The following is a 16,199-nucleotide window of genomic DNA, read 5'->3' as shown; positions in this document are numbered from 1 at the left end:
ACAAGGCGGCTTGTCTGTGCGCTTTTGCCCAAAGGCAAGTGGAAATCCAAGCAGGAAAGCGCTAGGCGCGCGTTCCATGAGCGATCAGGATAAAAAGCCGCAGAGCTATAGCTACGCCCAAGCTGGCGTGAACATTGCCGCGGGCAACGCACTGGTGAAAGCCATCGGCCCCCTTGCCAAGTCCACCGCACGCCCCGGCGCAGACGCGGAACTGGGCGGCTTCGGCGGGTTCTTTGACCTGAAGGCGGCGGGCTATAAAGACCCGCTGCTGGTGGCGGGCAATGATGGCGTAGGCACCAAGGTAAAGCTGGCAATTGACCATGACCGCCATGACCAGATCGGCATCGATCTGGTGGCCATGTGCGTCAACGATCTGATCGTTCAGGGCGCGGAACCGCTGTTCTTCCTCGATTATTTCGCTACAGGCAGGCTTGATAACGGCGTGGCCGAACGCGTGGTTGCGGGCATTGCAGAAGGCTGCAAGATTGCCGGATGCGCGCTGATCGGCGGCGAAACTGCTGAAATGCCCGGCATGTATGCCGATGGCGATTATGACCTTGCCGGGTTTTGCGTAGGCGCGGTTGAGCGTGGCGAGCAATTGACCGGTGACCGTGTGGCCGCTGGCGACGTGCTGCTCGGCCTTGCTTCATCTGGCGTCCATTCCAACGGTTATTCGCTGGTGCGCCGTCTTGCCGCAGACAAGGGCTGGAAGTTGGACCGCCCTGCTCTGTTCGATAACGAACGCCTCCTGATCGATTATCTGATCGAGCCGACTCGCATTTACGTAAAAACGCTGCTCCCATTCATCCGGTCTGGCCGGATCAATGCGCTGGCCCACATCACTGGCGGCGGTTTGCTGGAAAACGTGCCGCGCGTCCTGCCGCGCGGCCTTCATGCGCTTATAAACGCTGATAGCTGGGAACAGAGCCGCCTGATGGCGTTCCTCCAGGCGCAAGGCCATATCGAACCTGAGGAAATGGCGCGCACGTTCAACTGTGGCATCGGCATGGTTCTGGCAGTTTCGCCCGAAGCCGCTGACGATTTGGCCGCAGACCTTGCTGGGGCTGGCGAACAGGTGTTCCGCATTGGCGAAATCGTTGCAGGCGAAAAGGGTTGCACCGTCACCGGAAGCGTCGAAACATGGTCAGCGCGCGAACCATGGGAAGCTGTACACCTTGGCTAAGCGGACGCCTGTTGCGGTATTCATTTCGGGCAGCGGCACCAACATGGCCGCGCTGCTTTATGCCAGCCGCGCTGCTGATTGCCCTTACGAGATCGTCCTTGTCCTTTCGAACAATCCCGATGCGTCCGGCCTGAAACTGGCTGAGGCCGAAGGTGTCGCGACGTTTTGCTTGCCGCACAAGGGCATCCCGCGCGCCGAACACGATGCCCTGATGGAAGCCCAAGTGCTGGCGTCAGGCGCGCGTTTGATTGCTCTGGCAGGGTATATGCGCATCCTCAGCCCTGAATTCGTGGGTCGCTGGGAAGGCAGGATGCTGAACATCCACCCGTCATTGCTGCCCAAATACAAGGGCCTGCACACCCATGACCGTGCGATTGAGTCAGGTGATTCGCATGGCGGATGCACGGTACACCTCGTCACCGCCGAACTGGATGACGGGCCAGTGCTGGGACAAATCCCGGTAGCGATCATTCCGGGCGATACAGGCGATACATTGGCCGCCCGTGTGCTGTTTGCCGAACACCAGCTTTATTCGCGAACCCTTGCCGCCTACGTTTCGCGGGAAAGTGATGCTGATTGGCTGCTCGAAAAGGTCCGCAGTCTGGCATTGGCGCTTCCCGAAGTTGAAGAGCGTGAAAGCCATGGCGCACCCGGCTGGCGTGTCGGCGGAAAATACTTCGCCTATTTCAACGACCAGCACCACGGCACACCCCACATCGCCTTGCTCATCAAAACCAGCGGGCAGGATGAATTGGCGGCATTGATCGAACAAGATCCAGACATGTGGTTCCGTCCGGCCTATTATGGTGCCAGCGGGTGGGCGGGGCTAATCCTCAACCGCGCTGATGTAGACTGGGACCACGCGGCAGACTGGCTTCGACGCAGTTGGGCCGCAACCGCCCCGCGCCGACTTGCCGCAATGCTGGAATTTTAGGTTCAGTTGTCAGATTTGATCTGCGCTAACTTGGGGGCGGCTTTCACGCGTGCCTTGATATCGCACGGTTGGATCGCTTGAATCGCCGGCAATTATGACAAAATCGTCGTGAACTTCCACCAGTTCTCCGACGAATGGCATGTCTTCAAACATGGCATTGCCAACTACACGATAGCTAACCGTGTCCCCCACTTTGAACGTGCTCGCGTCAAAATTGAACGCGAAAGGGCAATCATCGCCGCCTGCGTTGTTTCCCATGCCTTGCATAACTGATTCTCCCAGTGGCCAAGCCCATAACAAAAAGGGCCGCCGGAGTGAACCGGCGGCCCGTAAAGTTCCTTGTCCTCGCGATGCGGGGACAGGGTGGATCAGAATTCGTAGCCGAGCGTCACGCCATACGTGCGCGGCGGCATGAGCGTGCCACCGATTGCACGGCTGGTAGAGATCGCGAAACTGCCGGCATAGACCAGTTCATTGGTGATATTGCGCATCCAGAAGTTGGCCGAGAATTGGTCACCGGGGTGGCGGTACATCACATTGGCATCAAGCTGGATATAGCCGTCCTGCGCCATGCGATCATCGTTGAATTCGGTGTGATACTGCTTGCTGCGATAGGCAAAGTTGGTGCCCAAGCGAACCGTGCCGCCATTGCTGACGTCAATGTCATAAGTCGGAGCCAGGTTGACGCTCCACTTGGGGCTCATGCGCGTGGCATTGCCTGACAAGTCTTTCACCAGCAGCGCTTCGTTTGCACCCGGCGCGAAGAGACGCGGATCAAGCGGGTCGGAAGCTGTAAAGCTGGTAAATTCCGAATGGAGATAATTCACCGAAGCTGACATCGTAAACGCACCGGCGCGATAAAGCAGATCGAATTCAGCACCATAGGCTTCGGATACAGCAGCGTTGGTCAAAGTGCTGGTGAAGAACGGCGGTGCCGGGATTGGGCGGGTCAGCGAGAATTGACCGTCCTTCAAACGCTGGAAGAACACGGCAAGGTTGGCGCTGAGGCCACCGGCTGCATACTTCGCACCAACTTCAAATGCTTCGACCTTTTCAGGATTCACGAACGGCAGCGGCTGGGTTGGCGAAAGGCGGCGGGTAGAGCCGATTTCGGCAGTGCCGCTTTTGAAGCCGCGCGACCAGTTGCCGTAAAGCATCAAATCGTCGTTCGGACGATATTCAAAACCAAGCGAAGGCGAGAAATCGTCCCAGCTCTTGGTGGCGTCCCACTGCAACGGATCAAGCACCAATCGGTTCAGTGCAGGCGAGCCAAGACCCGTGTTGTTGCGCAGACGGCGCTCTTCCCAGCTGTAACGTGCGCCGCCCTTGACCGAGAATTTGTCGGACAAATCATAAGTCACATTGGCGAATGCGGCATAGGCGCGGATATCAAGCTGGCCATCAAACTGGATGCGGAACGGATCGGTGTTGGTCAGAACATCAAGGCCGATGTGGTTTTCAGTACGGACGTTTTCGTCCAGATAGAACAGGCCGAACACACCGTGGAACTTGTCCGTATCGACGTTGGCTTGCAATTCCTGGCTGAACTGGTGCTGGAACACCGGCTGCCAGTGATTGGCACTGCTCTGCAGTGCGTTGGTCTGTGCCAAGGCATAGCCAAGGTAAGACGACATATCGAAATCATGGAAGAAGATTGCGTCAAACGCACGGTAGCTGGTCAGCGATTTGAACGACAGCGAATCGCTGGCATCAACCGTGATAGCAGCAGTCAATGCCCATTGTTCACGATCGTTGATCGGATCAAAATTTGTGTTGATGTTGCGGGGGTTGGCCGCGAAGCTGGCCTGGCTGCCGTCAAGATTGCGGCGCTGGCCAAGCGCGCTCAACCCGTCATTCTGCGGGATCGCATCGTTCAACACGCCGGGGAATGACACTTCGCGGAACTTGATCGCCAGCGAACGGTCGTCTTCGCTGTGATATTCGCCGGTCAGCAGGATATTCACCGAATCCGAAGGCAGGAATTCCAGATGCGCACGGCCCGACCACTGGTTCAGGTTGTCGATTTCATTGCCAGTGAATTCGTTGACGCCAAAACCGTCACGCTTGATGCGCTGCACGGCCAGACGGCCACGAACGCCTTCGGCAATGGGGCCACCGATGGCCGCATCAGTTTGGATCAGCAGGGCATCGCCGCCAAACGACTGGCGGATATAGCCGTCCAGCGTGTCGGTTGGCTTGGCTGTGATCAGGTTTACCGCACCGCCCGTGGCGTTACGGCCATAGAGCGTGCCCTGTGGGCCGCGCAGCACTTCAACGCGCTGAAGATCGAACATCGAGCCAAGCTGTGCCTGGGCCAGCGATACGACAACGCCATCAACGTGCAGCGCAACTGACGGATCAACACCCGCGAGCGAGCTTGACAGCCCGATGCCGCGAATGAACAGCTTGGCAAAGTTGAAGTCATTGCCGAAGCTGATTGACGGCACCAGCGCCTGAAGCCCTTCAAGCGTGACGGTATTGTTGGCCGCAAGTTGCTCGGTCCCGACTGCGGTAACCGAAAGCGAAACGTCCGAAAGCGATTGCGCGCGCTTTTGTGCGGTAACAATGATTTCGCCACCGTTTTCGGCAACTTCGGTCGCCTCTTGGGCAAAGGCGGGTTGCGCTACGGCAAAAGCTGCCGCTGCGATGATGCTGGCACGCGAAAAAAGGCGCGCAGGTGCACGGTTGGTGCTCACAGGTATCCTCCCTGATTGGACTCATGATCGAGCCGCACGTTCTCATAATGGAACGCTGCCACCTTACCATTGGTAAGCGACACATACAATTTCAGCTCCGTGATGCCGCGCTCATTTCAACAAAGCGTTGCAGGAATGCAACAATCAGGGATGTAAGTAAAAAGGGCCGGAGCATCGCTGCCCCGGCCCTTTTGCCACGTCAGATCGAAAGGACGATCAGCCGACGATTTCTTCCGGCTTGAAGAAGTAAGCGATTTCAATTGCTGCGTTCTCGTCCGAATCCGAACCGTGGACGGTGTTGGCTTCGATTGATTCGGCCAGTTCCTTGCGGATCGTACCGGGTTCGGCATTGGCCGGGTTGGTTGCGCCCATGATGTCGCGGTTACGCTGCATTGCGTTCTCGCCTTCGAGAACCTGCACCACAACCGGGCCAGAGATCATGAATTCAACCAGTTCGCCAAAGAAAGGGCGTTCTTTGTGAACGGCATAGAAGCCTTCGGCCTGTTCACGGGTCATGTGAATACGCTTTGAAGCAACAACGCGCAGGCCCGCTTCTTCCAGCATCTTGACGACAGCGCCAGTGATGTTGCGACGCGTTGCGTCAGGCTTGATGATCGAAAAAGTGCGGGTAACCGCCATGGGAAATTCCTTGCGAAAGGGACAATTCAGTTGGCCGCGCCCCTAGCGAGGTTTGTGCCGCGGTGCAAGGTTGGGTGGTATGGGAGATAAAGCCTCAGCCCGGCTCAAGGCCGGGCCGCCGACAGGTGCAGCCATTCTCGTAGCAACTCACGTCGGCCCGGACTTGATCCGGGCTGAGGCTTCTTGTTTCATGAACTGATGGACCAAGAACAACATGGCGGCTGGGTCTATATCATGGCCGATCATTATCGCGGTTCGATGTATGTTGGCGTTACAGCACACTTGGCTCGGCGAATTTTTCAGCACCGTGGTGGCACCGGGTCCGATTATTGCGCGAAAAACAAGCTGCACCGTCTGATCTGGACTGAACGCGGCGATACTATCGAAGAGTGCATCGCGCATGAGAAACGCTTGAAACGCTGGCGGCGTGAGTGGAAGTTTGAGCTTATTGAACGCGGCAATCCCGATTGGACGGACCTTTATGCGCTTCTGATCTGACAGTTGAAGGAAAGCCTCAGCCCGGGTCAGGCCCGGGCCGACGTCAACTTTACAGCAGTCCTGACATCATCGTCGGCCCGGACTTGATCCGGGCTGAGGCTTTGTTCTTATGGCCCCTCGACCCACTTGCCGCCGTCCTGCCGCCAATAGCGCCGCTCCACGCCTTCGCGTGTGCCCAGCATGCGCCAGCAGCCGCGTGCGTCATCAATGCGGTCTGGCGGGAACAGCAGGAAAACGCGCGTGAAATCGCCATCACGCCATACACCATCGGCCAGGGCCATGAACTTTGCGCCATTTACCGCCGCAACATCAGACGAAAGCAGGATCGGCTGGCGCGCCGCATGGGGATCAGCGGCATGACCATTGGCCAGAAACGTCTCGGGCAGACGCGTCCATAGTGCCTCGCTCGCGCGCTTTAACTGCGCGGCATCGTCTGACACCACCAGCAATCGCTCCCCCGTCGCCAGTGTGTTGCGCGCAATCAGCGGCAACACCTGTTCGACAGCGTCTTTGGTCAGCTGGTAGAAATCGACGCGCATCAGGCCACTTTTCCTTTGCCGCTACGGCAGCGATCAGAACAGAACTTCACGTTGTCCCAATCACGCTCCCACTTTTTGCGCCAGGCAAAGGGCAGGCCGCAACCTGCGCAAATCTTGGTTGGCAGATCGGATTTGCGCCGCATTTTTGGCACAGGCTATCAGGCCTCCAGCACGTCGCGAACGTATTGATCGAGCAGGCGCACGCCAAACCCTGTTGCGCCCTTGTCCCAGGTCTGGCCGGGCTTGTCGGCCCATACCATGCCTGCGATGTCGAGATGCGCCCAAGCCACGCCTTTGTCGATATAGCGGTGCAGGAACTGCGCTGCGGTGATCGACCCACCATAGCGCGGTCCCACGTTCTTCATATCGGCAATCGGGCTGTCGATCAGCTTGTCATAGCCTGCGCCAATCGGGAAACGCCACAGCTTGTCGCCGCAGGTCTTGCCCGCTGTATCAAGGCGCGCGGCCAGCGCATCGTCATTGGCAAACATGCCGCCATATTCATGGCCCAACGACACGATGATCGCGCCGGTCAGCGTCGCCAGATCGATGATCGTGGCGGGCGCATATTCCTTTTGCACCCATGTGAGCGCATCGCACAGCACCAGACGGCCCTCGGCATCGGTGTTGATCACCTCGATGGTCTGGCCGGACATGGATGTGACCACATCACCGGGCCGCTGCGCGTTGCCATCGGGCATGTTCTCGACAAGGCCGCACACGCCGATCACATCGGCCTTGGCCTTGCGCAGCGCCAGCGTCAGCATTGCGCCTGCCACTGCGCCTGCACCGCCCATGTCCCACTTCATGTCTTCCATACCGGCCGCAGGCTTGATCGATATGCCGCCGGTGTCGAACGTCACGCCCTTGCCGACAAATGCAGTCGGCTTGTCCACGTCCGCACCCTTCCAGCGCATCGCCAGAAGTTGGGGTTCGCGTACCGATCCTTGCGAAACGCCCAGCAGCGCACCCATGCCCAAGGCTGTCATTTCGGCAAGGCCCAGCACCAGAATTTCGACGCCGGTGCCTTCAAGCCGTGCCTTCACCCGTTCGACAAAGCTTGCAGGATAAATGACATTGGCCGGTTCCGCGACAAGTTCACGCGTCAATTCAACACCTTGCGCCACTGCGCTTTCAATCTCCCAAGCTGCAGCCGTGCCTTCAGGGGCGTTGACCGCAATCACGTCAGCCAGCGAACGCTTCTGTTCATCGGTCAGCTTGGTGCGATAGACATCGTGCCGCCACCCGCGCAGCCGCGCGCCCAGCAAAACTGCCGCAGCTTCCACACCGGAAAGGCCCGAGCCGGTAAAATCAATCGCCAGCGCCGCTTCGCCCGATGTCAGATACTTCGCCGTCAGTGCCGCACCTGCCTTTTCCAACGCAGGCAGCCTGTCAGCGCCTGAAGCCTTGCCAATCCCGACAAGCGCCAACCGCACAACACCTGCATCGCCATTGACGAAGGCTTCGAACACTTGCGCTGTTTTGCCTGTAAAGCGCGCCGCTCCTGCACCTTCACGCACGACCGCATCAATATCGGCGGGCAGCGCATCTTGCGAAACCAGCCGCGCGATCAGACGAGGCAATGGGGCATCGCTGGTACGGAAAACGACGTTCATTAAAGGAACTCCTGTCGGAAAAGGCGGCACACTTTGACGCAAAGCTTGGCCAAGGCTGCATTTGTGTAATTGCAGTTAGGGTGCACTGGTGCGATAGGCAAGCGCATGCAACCCGCCCGGCGGCCGCAGCCGCAAGCCCTTGATCGACGCTTGCGTCTTGCGCACGTAACGCGAATGGCTCTTTGGCCCGCGTCTACGCTTGTGTTTGCAGCGTTTTCCGCCAATCCCGCACTGGCGCAAGCAGCGCCTGCCCTTAATGCCGCAGCGCAAACTTCAACGCCTTCTGCAACCGGCGAATCAGCCACAGAAGACCTTGTCCGGTTCGAAGCCGACAAAGTGCGCTATGATAGCGAAAGCGAAGTGGTCACCGCAAACGGCGGCGTCGTCCTGCGCCATGTCGATCAGACCGTGCGCGCTGATAATGTGGTGTGGGACCGCAAGACCGGGCAGATATTGGCCACCGGCAACATCCGATTTGTCGATATTGATGGCAACATCGTCTATACCGACAAGGTCGAATTGACCGACACGTTCAAGGCGGGCGCGATTGAAGACCTGCTGATTGTGTTGCGCGCAGGCGGCAGGCTGGCTGCCGAAAGCGGCGCGCGCGATGACAACGGCAACATGACACTGGATCAAGTGGCCTATTCCGGCTGCTCGGTCGAAGACAGCAAAGGCTGCGCCAAAAAGCCCAGTTGGGAAGTGACCGCCGCCCGCGTGTTCTTTGACGCCAAGGAAAAGCGGGTCAAATATTACGGCGCAACGCTGCGCATGTTCGGCATCCCCATCCTGCCACTGCCAGGCCTTGGCCACACATCCGATTTTCGTGCGGAAAGCGGCTTGCTGATTCCCGATTTCCGGCTAGGCGCGGCCAACGGCGCTGAAATCAGCGAGACATGGTACTGGCGTATTGCCGACAATCGCGATCTGGCGGTGACGGGCACGTTCTACACTGGGTCGCTGCCGATGCTGACCGCAAAGTACCGGCATCTGACCAATCTGGGCGCGTTCCAGATCACCGGTTATGCCACCCGAAGCGGGCTGATCCCGCTGGGCGCGCCAATTAACACAACGCCCACCGGCCAGCAATCATGGCGCGGCTATATTGAAGCCAACGGCAAGCTGCAGTTCTCGCCCGAATGGAGCCTGACCGGCTATGGCCGTCTGGCGTCTGACCGCACGTTCCTGCGCCGTTACGACATAAGCCGTGATGACCGTTTGCGTTCATCGCTGAATATCGAACGGATCGACGATAGCAGCTATTTCAGCATAGCAGGTTGGGCCACGCAGACGGTGCGCGTCAACGATCCGCAAGGGCTGGTGCCGCTGGCCCTTCCCGCGATCGATTATCGCCGCCGCCTGACGGTTGAAGGGCTGCCGGGCCGGTTTGAACTGCAGGCCAACAGCCTTGCCATCGTGCGTACTGCCGGACAGGACAGCCAGCGCGCCTTTGCCCGCGCGCAGTGGGATTTGCGCACGATTACGGGCATGGGGCAGGAAGTGACGCTGACGGGCCTTGTGCGCGGCGATGTCTATCACAGTTCTGACAACGCGCTTACCGCAACGCCCACTTATCGCGGGCTGGAAGGCTGGCAGACACGCGGCATCGCCACCGCAGCGCTTGACGTGAAATGGCCGTTCGTCGGCAGCCTGTTTGGCGGCGCGCAAGTGCTGACCCCGCGCTTTCAGGTCGTGGCCACCCCCGGCGTGCGCAACTTTGAAATCCCCAACGAGGATTCGCGCTCGGTCGATCTGGAAGACACCAACCTGTTCTCGCTCAACCGCTTTCCGGGGCATGACCGGATCGAGGACGGCGTGCGCTTCACTTACGGCTTTGACTGGAGCTTCCAGCGCCCCGGCCTGCGCGTCACGACCACGCTGGGCCAAAGCTACCGCCTGTCTAACCAGACCGCGCTCCTGCCCGAAGGCACCGGCCTCAGCCGCCGTACATCAGACTTTGTGGGCCGCACCACCGTGCGGTTCGGCGATATCGTGAAGCTGACGCACCGCTATCGGCTGGACAAGGACAGCTTTGCCCTGCGCCGCAATGAAGCGGACGTCACGCTGGGCAATCATCGCCGCTATCTGGAGGCGGGCTATCTCAAGCTGAACCGCAACATCGCCAGCACATTTGAAGATTTGCAGGATCGCGAAGAACTGCGCTTTGCCGCACGCACGCCGATCACACGGACATTCTCGGTGTTCGGATCAACCATCATCAACCTGACCAACCGCAACGAAGACCCGACCGGCTCTTCGGACGGCTACCAGATGCTGCGCCACCGGCTGGGCGTGGCATGGACCGATGATTGCCTCGATCTGTCATTCACCTGGCGGCGTGATTACGTGAACATCGGGGATGCAGTGCGCGGAAACTCGTTCCAGATTTCGCTTTCACTCAAGAACCTCGGGGTGAAATAGCCCGCCATCTTGCCCTTTTGCGCACGATACGCCACTCATCGTGGGTTAAGCCGCTTGCGGTCACAAGCCCAAGAGTACCAAACGGCAGCCGTTTGAGCGCCAGTTCGACAGGACGATACCTCTGACTATGATGTCCAGACTGAAAATCACCCGCACGATTGGCACTGCCGCGCTCGCCTTCGGTATGGCTGCTGTTGCCGTCACTCCGGTATTGGCACAGGGCGCAAATTCGCCGCTCAACATTCCGGCCAACCCGGTAATGTTCGGCAAGAACGATCCCAACGTCCGCCGCGCCACAGCGATTGTGAATGGTGAAATTGTAACCGGCACCGACGTTGAACAGCGTCTGGCGCTGATCGTTTCGGCCAATGGTAACAAAGTGGATGGTGAGGAACTGGATCGTCTGCGCATGCAGGTCTTGCGCAACCTGATCGATGAAACACTGCAAATTCAAGAAGCCAAAGCGGCTGATGTGCCGGTGGACGATGCGCAGGTCGATGCCACATATGATCGCGTGGCCAGCCAGAACTTTGGACAGACTCCTGAAGCGATGGAAAAGTACCTCGCTCGCGTTGGTTCGTCTTCGGCATCGCTGAAGCGCCAGATCCGGGGCGAACTGGCATGGCAGAACCTGCTGCGCCGCAACGTCCAGCCCTTCGTCAACGTGGCCGAAGGCGAAGTGACCGAAATGATGCAGCGTTTGCAGGCATCAAAGGGCACCGAGGAATACCGTATCGGTGAAATCTTCCTTGCCGCCAGTGACGTGAACAAGACGCAAGTCTTTGCAAATGCAGAAAAGATCGTTGAGCAGTTAAAGGGCGGCGGCAGCTTTGTCGCCTATGCCCGCCAGTACTCCGAAGCCTCCACCGCTGCTGTCGGCGGTGATCTCGGCTGGATCCGTCTGGCCCAGCTTCCGCCCGAACTGGGCGCTGCGGCCACTGGCATGGCGCCGGGACAGTTGGCAGGCCCTATTGAAATTCGTGGCGGCTTTTCGATCCTGTACCTGATCGACAAACGGCAAGTGCTGACCGCCGATCCTCGCGACGCGCTGCTCAGCCTCAAGCAAATCTCTATCGAATTTCCCAAAGGCCTCAGCAATGATGCTGCGGGCAAAAAGGCCGCTGAATTTGCCGCCATGGTCAAGACGATCAAGGGCTGTGGTGATGCCGAAACGCAAGCCACCAAAATTGGCGCTTCGGTTGTCGCCAATGACCAGATCAAGGCGCGCGATCTGCCGGGTGCGCTGCAAGACACCTTGCTGGCCCTGCCCGTTGGCCAGACCACACCACCGTTCGGCTCCATCGAAGAAGGCGTTCGTGTGCTGATGCTGTGCGGCCGTGATGATCCGCAAGTCGCCAGCGGACCAAGCTTCGATGAACTGATGTCGCAGATCGAAGATGACCGCGTCAACAAGCGCGCGCAAACATACTTGCGCGATCTTCGCCGCGATGCGGTGATTGAATACAACTGATTGTCGCCAAGCGGCGCTTGAGCGTTTAGGGGAAGCGCATGACGCTTCCCCTCGCCCTTTCCATCGGAGATCCCGCAGGCATCGGCCCCGAACTGGCCGCAGCCGCTTGGGACATGCGCAAGGCAGAGCATTTGCCGGCGTTTTTTGTGGTAGGCTCTGCCCGCGTGATCGAAGAAGCCGCGCGCCGACGCGGCCTCAACGTACCGGTCTGCGCAGTTAAAGCGCCCGATGAAGTGGCCGGATGTTTTGACCAAGGCCTGCCCGTGCTCGATATCGGCGATGTCGATTACACCCCCGGCGCACCTTGCGATGCCGGAGCCACGCTGGCGCTCAATGCCCTTGCCGCAGCCACCGGCCTCGTCCGTTCAGGCGCAGCAGCCGCGCTCGTCACCGGCCCCATCGCCAAAAGCCGCCTGGCGCGCGTTGGCTTTCACTATCCGGGGCAAACCGAATATGTCGCGCAAGCTTGCGGCATTCTACCCGAAAACGCCGTCATGATGCTGGCTGGCCCCAACTTGCGCGTGGTGCCCATTACTGTCCATGTGGCGCTGCGCGATGTGCCGGATTTGCTGACCAACGAACTGATCCGCAACCGCGCTGCCATCACCGCAAGCGCACTCACCCGCGATTTCGGGATTGCAAACCCGCGCCTCGCCGTTGCAGGCCTGAACCCCCATGCGGGCGAAGATGGCAGGATGGGGCACGAAGATGCCGACATCGTCGCGCCCGCTGTTGCACTGTTGCAAGCGGCGGGCATCAACGCGTTCGGCCCGCTTCCACCTGACACAATGTTCCATGCCGAAGCCCGCGCCGCCTATGATGCGGCAATTTGCATGTACCATGATCAAGCGCTTATCCCGATGAAAGCATTGGATTTTGATGCGGGCGTCAACGTCACGCTGGGCCTGCCGATCATCCGCACCTCGCCCGATCACGGCACAGCGTTTGGCATTGCCGGAACCGGCACCGCGCGCGTCGGCCCCACCGTGGCAGCGTTGCGGATGGCGGGCGAATGCGCGATGCGAAGGATGAACCCTTGACCGACACCCTCCCCCCCTTGCGCGACGTGGTCAACCGTCACGGGTTGATTGCCACCAAAGCGCTGGGCCAGAATTTCCTGTTCGATGAACAATTGCTCAGCCGTATCGCCACGGTTCCGGGCAAGCTGAAGGGCGAAAACGTCCTTGAAGTAGGTCCCGGGCCCGGGGGCCTCACCCGCGCCTTGCTGCGTGCAGGGGCAAACGTGACGGCAATCGAAATGGACAAGCGCTGTTTGCCCGCGCTTGCCGAACTGGCAGAAGCGTTCCCCGGCCAGTTGACCGTAATTCAGGGCGATGCCACCAAAATCGCGCCCGAAACGCTGTTTGATGGTGCATGGCATGTCGCCGCAAACCTGCCCTACAATGTGGGCACGATGCTGTTCACCGGCTGGCTTTCGGGGCAGGCGTGGCCGCCGCAGTGGAAATCGCTGACGCTGATGTTCCAGCAGGAGGTCGCCGAACGCATTATCGCAGCGCCGGGATCAGATGCTTATGGCCGTCTGGCCGTGCTGGCCCAATGGCGCTCCACCCCTCGCATCGCCATGAAAGTGCACCGCAGCGCTTTCACCCCGCCGCCCAAAGTGATGTCGGCCATCATCCATGTTGAACCTGCCGCCATGCCCGAAGGCGTCTCGGCCCGCATGCTGGAACGCGTGACCGAAGCCGCATTCGGCCAACGCCGCAAAATGCTGCGCCAGTCGCTGAAGGGTCTGCCCGGCGCGATTGATGCGCTGGAAGTACTGGGCATCGACAGCCAGCGCCGCGCCGAAACCTTGGATGTGGCAGAGTTTGTGAGCATCGCGCGGGTGCTGACGAAGTAGAATTGTTTCGCGCAGAGGCGCAAAGTTCCGCAGAGATTTACGGACGAGCCGCAGGCCGCATTTTCATCATTGCGACGCATCGCAAGCTCAAAAGCGGCTTTGCCGCACACGCTCGGTCTCTGCGGAACTCTGCGCCTCTGCGCGAAATAGAAAGGGCGAGCTTTGAAGCCCGCCCTTTCCCAATGTTAGGCCAGTTCAGCCACTTTCGCCACAGCCGCCTTTTTCTTCAAACGCCACGCGTGCAGCAGCGGTTCGGTGTAGCCGTTGGGCTGTTCCACCCCGTTGAACACCAGATCGCAGGCCGCGCGGAAGGCAAAGCTGTCTTCCCAGTTTCCGGCCATTGGTTCATACAGCGCATCGTTCGCGTTTTGCGCATCAACCTTGGCCGCCATGCGCTTCAGGCTGTCCATCACTTGTGCGTTGGTGGCCACGCCATGCAGCAACCAGTTCGCCATGTGCTGGCTGGAAATGCGCAGCGTCGCGCGGTCCTCCATCAGGCCCACGTCATTGATATCGGGCACTTTTGAACAACCTACGCCCTGATCAATCCAGCGCACGACATAGCCGAGCAGGCCTTGCGCGTTGTTGTCCAGTTCCTCGCGCACTTCGTCTTCGGACCAGTTCGTGCCGTCAGCCAGCGGGATCGCCAGCAGCGCATCAAGATCGGGTGTGCGTTCTGCCAGCACCGACTTCTGCACATCGAACACATCAACCTGATGATAGTGCATCGCGTGCAAGGTTGCCGCTGTGGGCGATGGAACCCACGCCGTATTCGCGCCGGTGCGGGGATGCGCGATCTTCTGTTCCATCATGTCGTGCATCATATCGGGCGCGGCCCACATGCCCTTGCCGATTTGCGCCTTGCCCGAAAGGCCTTGCGCCAAACCGATGCAGACATTGCGTTTTTCATAGGCCGCAATCCAGCCCGAACCCTTGATCGCGCCCTTGCGGATCATCGCGCCGGCCTGCATCGAGGTGTGGATTTCATCGCCCGTCCGGTCAAGGAAGCCGGTGTTGATGAACACGATACGGTCCCGCACCGCCTTGATGCACGAGGCCAGATTGGCCGATGTCCGCCGCTCTTCATCCATCACGCCCACCTTCACGGTGTGGCGCTCAAGCCCCAGCAAGTCCTCGACCGCGTTGAACAGGTCGTTGGTAAAGGCAACTTCTTCCGGCCCATGCATCTTGGGCTTCACGATATAGATGCTGCCCTTGCGGCTGTTGCGCAACGGCCCTAGCCCCTTCACATCATGCATGCCGATGGCCGACGTGATCACCGCGTCCATGATGCCTTCGGGAATTTCGCTGCCATCAGCCAGCAGGATCGCCGGATTGGTCATCAGATGGCCAACATTGCGCACAAACAGCAAGCTGCGCCCCGGCAACGTCAGCGTGGCTCCATCGGGCGCCGTCCAGGTCCGGTCAGCCTCCAGCTTGCGGCTCATGGTCTTGCCGCCCTTTTCGAAGCGCGCCTCCAGATCGCCGCGCATCAGGCCCAGCCAGTTGCGATAGGCCAGCAACTTGTCTTCGGCATCCACAGCCGCCACGGAATCTTCAAGATCGACAATCGCCGTCAGCGCGGATTCCATCACGATATCGGCAATGCCCGCCTTGTCGTCCTTTCCCACCGGATGCGTGCAGTCCAACACCACTTCGGCATGAAGGCCATTGTTGCGCAGCAGGATGCTACCGGGCTTTTGCCCCGCTAACTGCCCTGCATCGGCCAATGGCGGCACGCCTTCGCCATCCCAGTCATTCCAGCCCATCCCTGTCAGCGGGAAAGTATGGTCAAGGAACACACGGCCAGCACGAACGACTGCCGCACCGCGATCAGCGTCATAACCGCCGCCGCGCGCAGGCGGCGCATCCAGCGCATCGGTGCCGTACCACGCATCATAAAGGCTGCCCCAACGCGCATTGGCGGCGTTCAGAACGAAGCGATCATTCAGCACCGGGACAACCAGTTGCGGCCCTGCCATCGTGGCAATTTCAGGGTCGACGTTTTGCGTACCGATTGCAAACGCCTCAGGCTCGGCCACCAGATAGCCGATTTCGGTCAGGAACGCGCGGTATTCGGCCATAACCACCGGCTTGCCCTTGCGGTCACGGTGCCAGGCATCGATCCTTGCCTGCAAGCTGTCACGCTTGGCCAGAAGCGCGCGGTTTACCGGAGTAAATTGGCCGACAAGCTGCGCAAAGCCCTGCCAAAAGGCATTGGCATCAAGCCCGAGGGGGCCAAGCACTTCGCTGTCGATAAACCGGCTAAGCTGCGCGTCAACTTTAAGGCCGCTACGCTCGATACGTTCGTTCATTTCACCCATTTCCATTCGCTCATGTC

General features: G+C 59.5%; 14 protein-coding genes. 7 read left to right on the top strand and 7 right to left on the bottom strand.

Going from position 1 to position 16,199, the window contains the following annotated elements:
- Positions 1-76: 76 nt before the first annotated feature.
- Complete coding sequence (purM, locus tag B7Y89_RS06480; protein WP_292936878.1) at positions 77-1,183, top strand: phosphoribosylformylglycinamidine cyclo-ligase; 1,107 nt, start codon at positions 77-79, stop codon at positions 1,181-1,183.
- Positions 1,176-2,117 (top strand): phosphoribosylglycinamide formyltransferase, encoded by a 942-nt coding sequence (gene purN, locus B7Y89_RS06475; protein WP_292936876.1) that lies wholly within the window; start codon positions 1,176-1,178, stop codon positions 2,115-2,117. The genes purM and purN overlap by 8 nt, the downstream gene beginning before the upstream one ends.
- A 9-nt stretch (positions 2,118-2,126) precedes the next feature.
- Here the strand turns inward: purN and B7Y89_RS06470 are convergent, their stop codons facing one another.
- The 3 genes from B7Y89_RS06470 to ndk form a co-directional block, all read right to left on the bottom strand.
- A complete protein-coding gene (locus B7Y89_RS06470) occupies positions 2,127-2,384 on the bottom strand; it encodes a hypothetical protein (protein WP_292936875.1) in 258 nt (85 codons plus the stop codon).
- Positions 2,385-2,485: 101 nt separating this feature from the next.
- Positions 2,486-4,813: a TonB-dependent receptor gene (locus tag B7Y89_RS06465; protein WP_292936873.1), complete on the bottom strand. Its 2,328-nt coding sequence runs from the start codon at positions 4,811-4,813 to the stop codon at positions 2,486-2,488.
- A gap of 216 nt (positions 4,814-5,029) precedes the next feature.
- Complete coding sequence (gene ndk, locus B7Y89_RS06460; protein ID WP_292936871.1) at positions 5,030-5,452, bottom strand: nucleoside-diphosphate kinase; 423 nt, start codon at positions 5,450-5,452, stop codon at positions 5,030-5,032.
- 198 nt (positions 5,453-5,650) lie between these two features.
- Between ndk and B7Y89_RS06455 the strand changes: the two genes are divergently transcribed.
- The gene (locus tag B7Y89_RS06455; protein WP_292936869.1) at positions 5,651-5,950 is read left to right on the top strand and encodes a GIY-YIG nuclease family protein; all 300 of its coding nucleotides are present in this window, start codon (positions 5,651-5,653) and stop codon (positions 5,948-5,950) included.
- Between the two features lie 107 nt (positions 5,951-6,057).
- Here the strand turns inward: B7Y89_RS06455 and B7Y89_RS06450 are convergent, their stop codons facing one another.
- Genes B7Y89_RS06450 through B7Y89_RS06440 form a run of 3 tightly spaced genes read right to left on the bottom strand, consistent with a single transcriptional unit; the run spans position 6,058 to position 8,105 of the window.
- Positions 6,058-6,489 carry a DNA polymerase III subunit chi gene (locus tag B7Y89_RS06450; protein ID WP_292936867.1) on the bottom strand — a complete coding sequence of 144 codons (432 nt, stop codon included), beginning with the start codon at positions 6,487-6,489 and terminating at the stop codon, positions 6,058-6,060.
- The gene (locus B7Y89_RS06445; protein ID WP_292936865.1) at positions 6,489-6,641 is read right to left on the bottom strand and encodes a DUF2256 domain-containing protein; all 153 of its coding nucleotides are present in this window, start codon (positions 6,639-6,641) and stop codon (positions 6,489-6,491) included. The genes B7Y89_RS06450 and B7Y89_RS06445 overlap by 1 nt, the downstream gene beginning before the upstream one ends.
- Positions 6,642-6,647: 6 nt before the next feature.
- Positions 6,648-8,105, bottom strand: coding sequence for a leucyl aminopeptidase (locus B7Y89_RS06440; protein ID WP_292936863.1), 1,458 nt, complete (start codon positions 8,103-8,105; stop codon positions 6,648-6,650).
- Between the two features lie 174 nt (positions 8,106-8,279).
- Here B7Y89_RS06440 and lptD point away from each other — a divergent pair, with 174 nt between their 5' ends.
- The 4 genes from lptD (at position 8,280) to rsmA (ending at position 13,858) form a co-directional block, all read left to right on the top strand.
- Positions 8,280-10,526, top strand: coding sequence for an LPS assembly protein LptD (gene lptD, locus B7Y89_RS06435; RefSeq protein WP_292936861.1), 2,247 nt, complete (start codon positions 8,280-8,282; stop codon positions 10,524-10,526).
- Between the two features lie 184 nt (positions 10,527-10,710).
- Positions 10,711-11,997, top strand: a complete 1,287-nt coding sequence (locus B7Y89_RS06430) for a peptidylprolyl isomerase (protein ID WP_292937039.1) — start codon at positions 10,711-10,713, stop codon at positions 11,995-11,997.
- A 38-nt stretch (positions 11,998-12,035) separates the two neighbouring features.
- Positions 12,036-13,037: a 4-hydroxythreonine-4-phosphate dehydrogenase PdxA gene (pdxA, locus tag B7Y89_RS06425; protein ID WP_292936859.1), complete on the top strand. Its 1,002-nt coding sequence runs from the start codon at positions 12,036-12,038 to the stop codon at positions 13,035-13,037.
- Complete coding sequence (gene rsmA / locus B7Y89_RS06420; protein ID WP_292936858.1) at positions 13,034-13,858, top strand: 16S rRNA (adenine(1518)-N(6)/adenine(1519)-N(6))-dimethyltransferase RsmA; 825 nt, start codon at positions 13,034-13,036, stop codon at positions 13,856-13,858. The genes pdxA and rsmA overlap by 4 nt, the downstream gene beginning before the upstream one ends.
- Before the next feature lie 185 nt (positions 13,859-14,043).
- Here rsmA and B7Y89_RS06415 read toward each other — a convergent pair whose 3' ends face one another.
- Positions 14,044-16,173 carry a malate synthase G gene (locus B7Y89_RS06415; protein WP_292936856.1) on the bottom strand — a complete coding sequence of 710 codons (2,130 nt, stop codon included), beginning with the start codon at positions 16,171-16,173 and terminating at the stop codon, positions 14,044-14,046.
- Positions 16,174-16,199 lie beyond the last annotated feature (26 nt).

Source organism: Novosphingobium sp. 32-60-15 (assembly GCF_002280675.1).
Classification (GTDB): domain Bacteria; phylum Pseudomonadota; class Alphaproteobacteria; order Sphingomonadales; family Sphingomonadaceae; genus Novosphingobium.
Note: the sequence above shows the minus strand (reverse complement) of the source record. Positions and strands in the feature narration are given on the sequence as shown.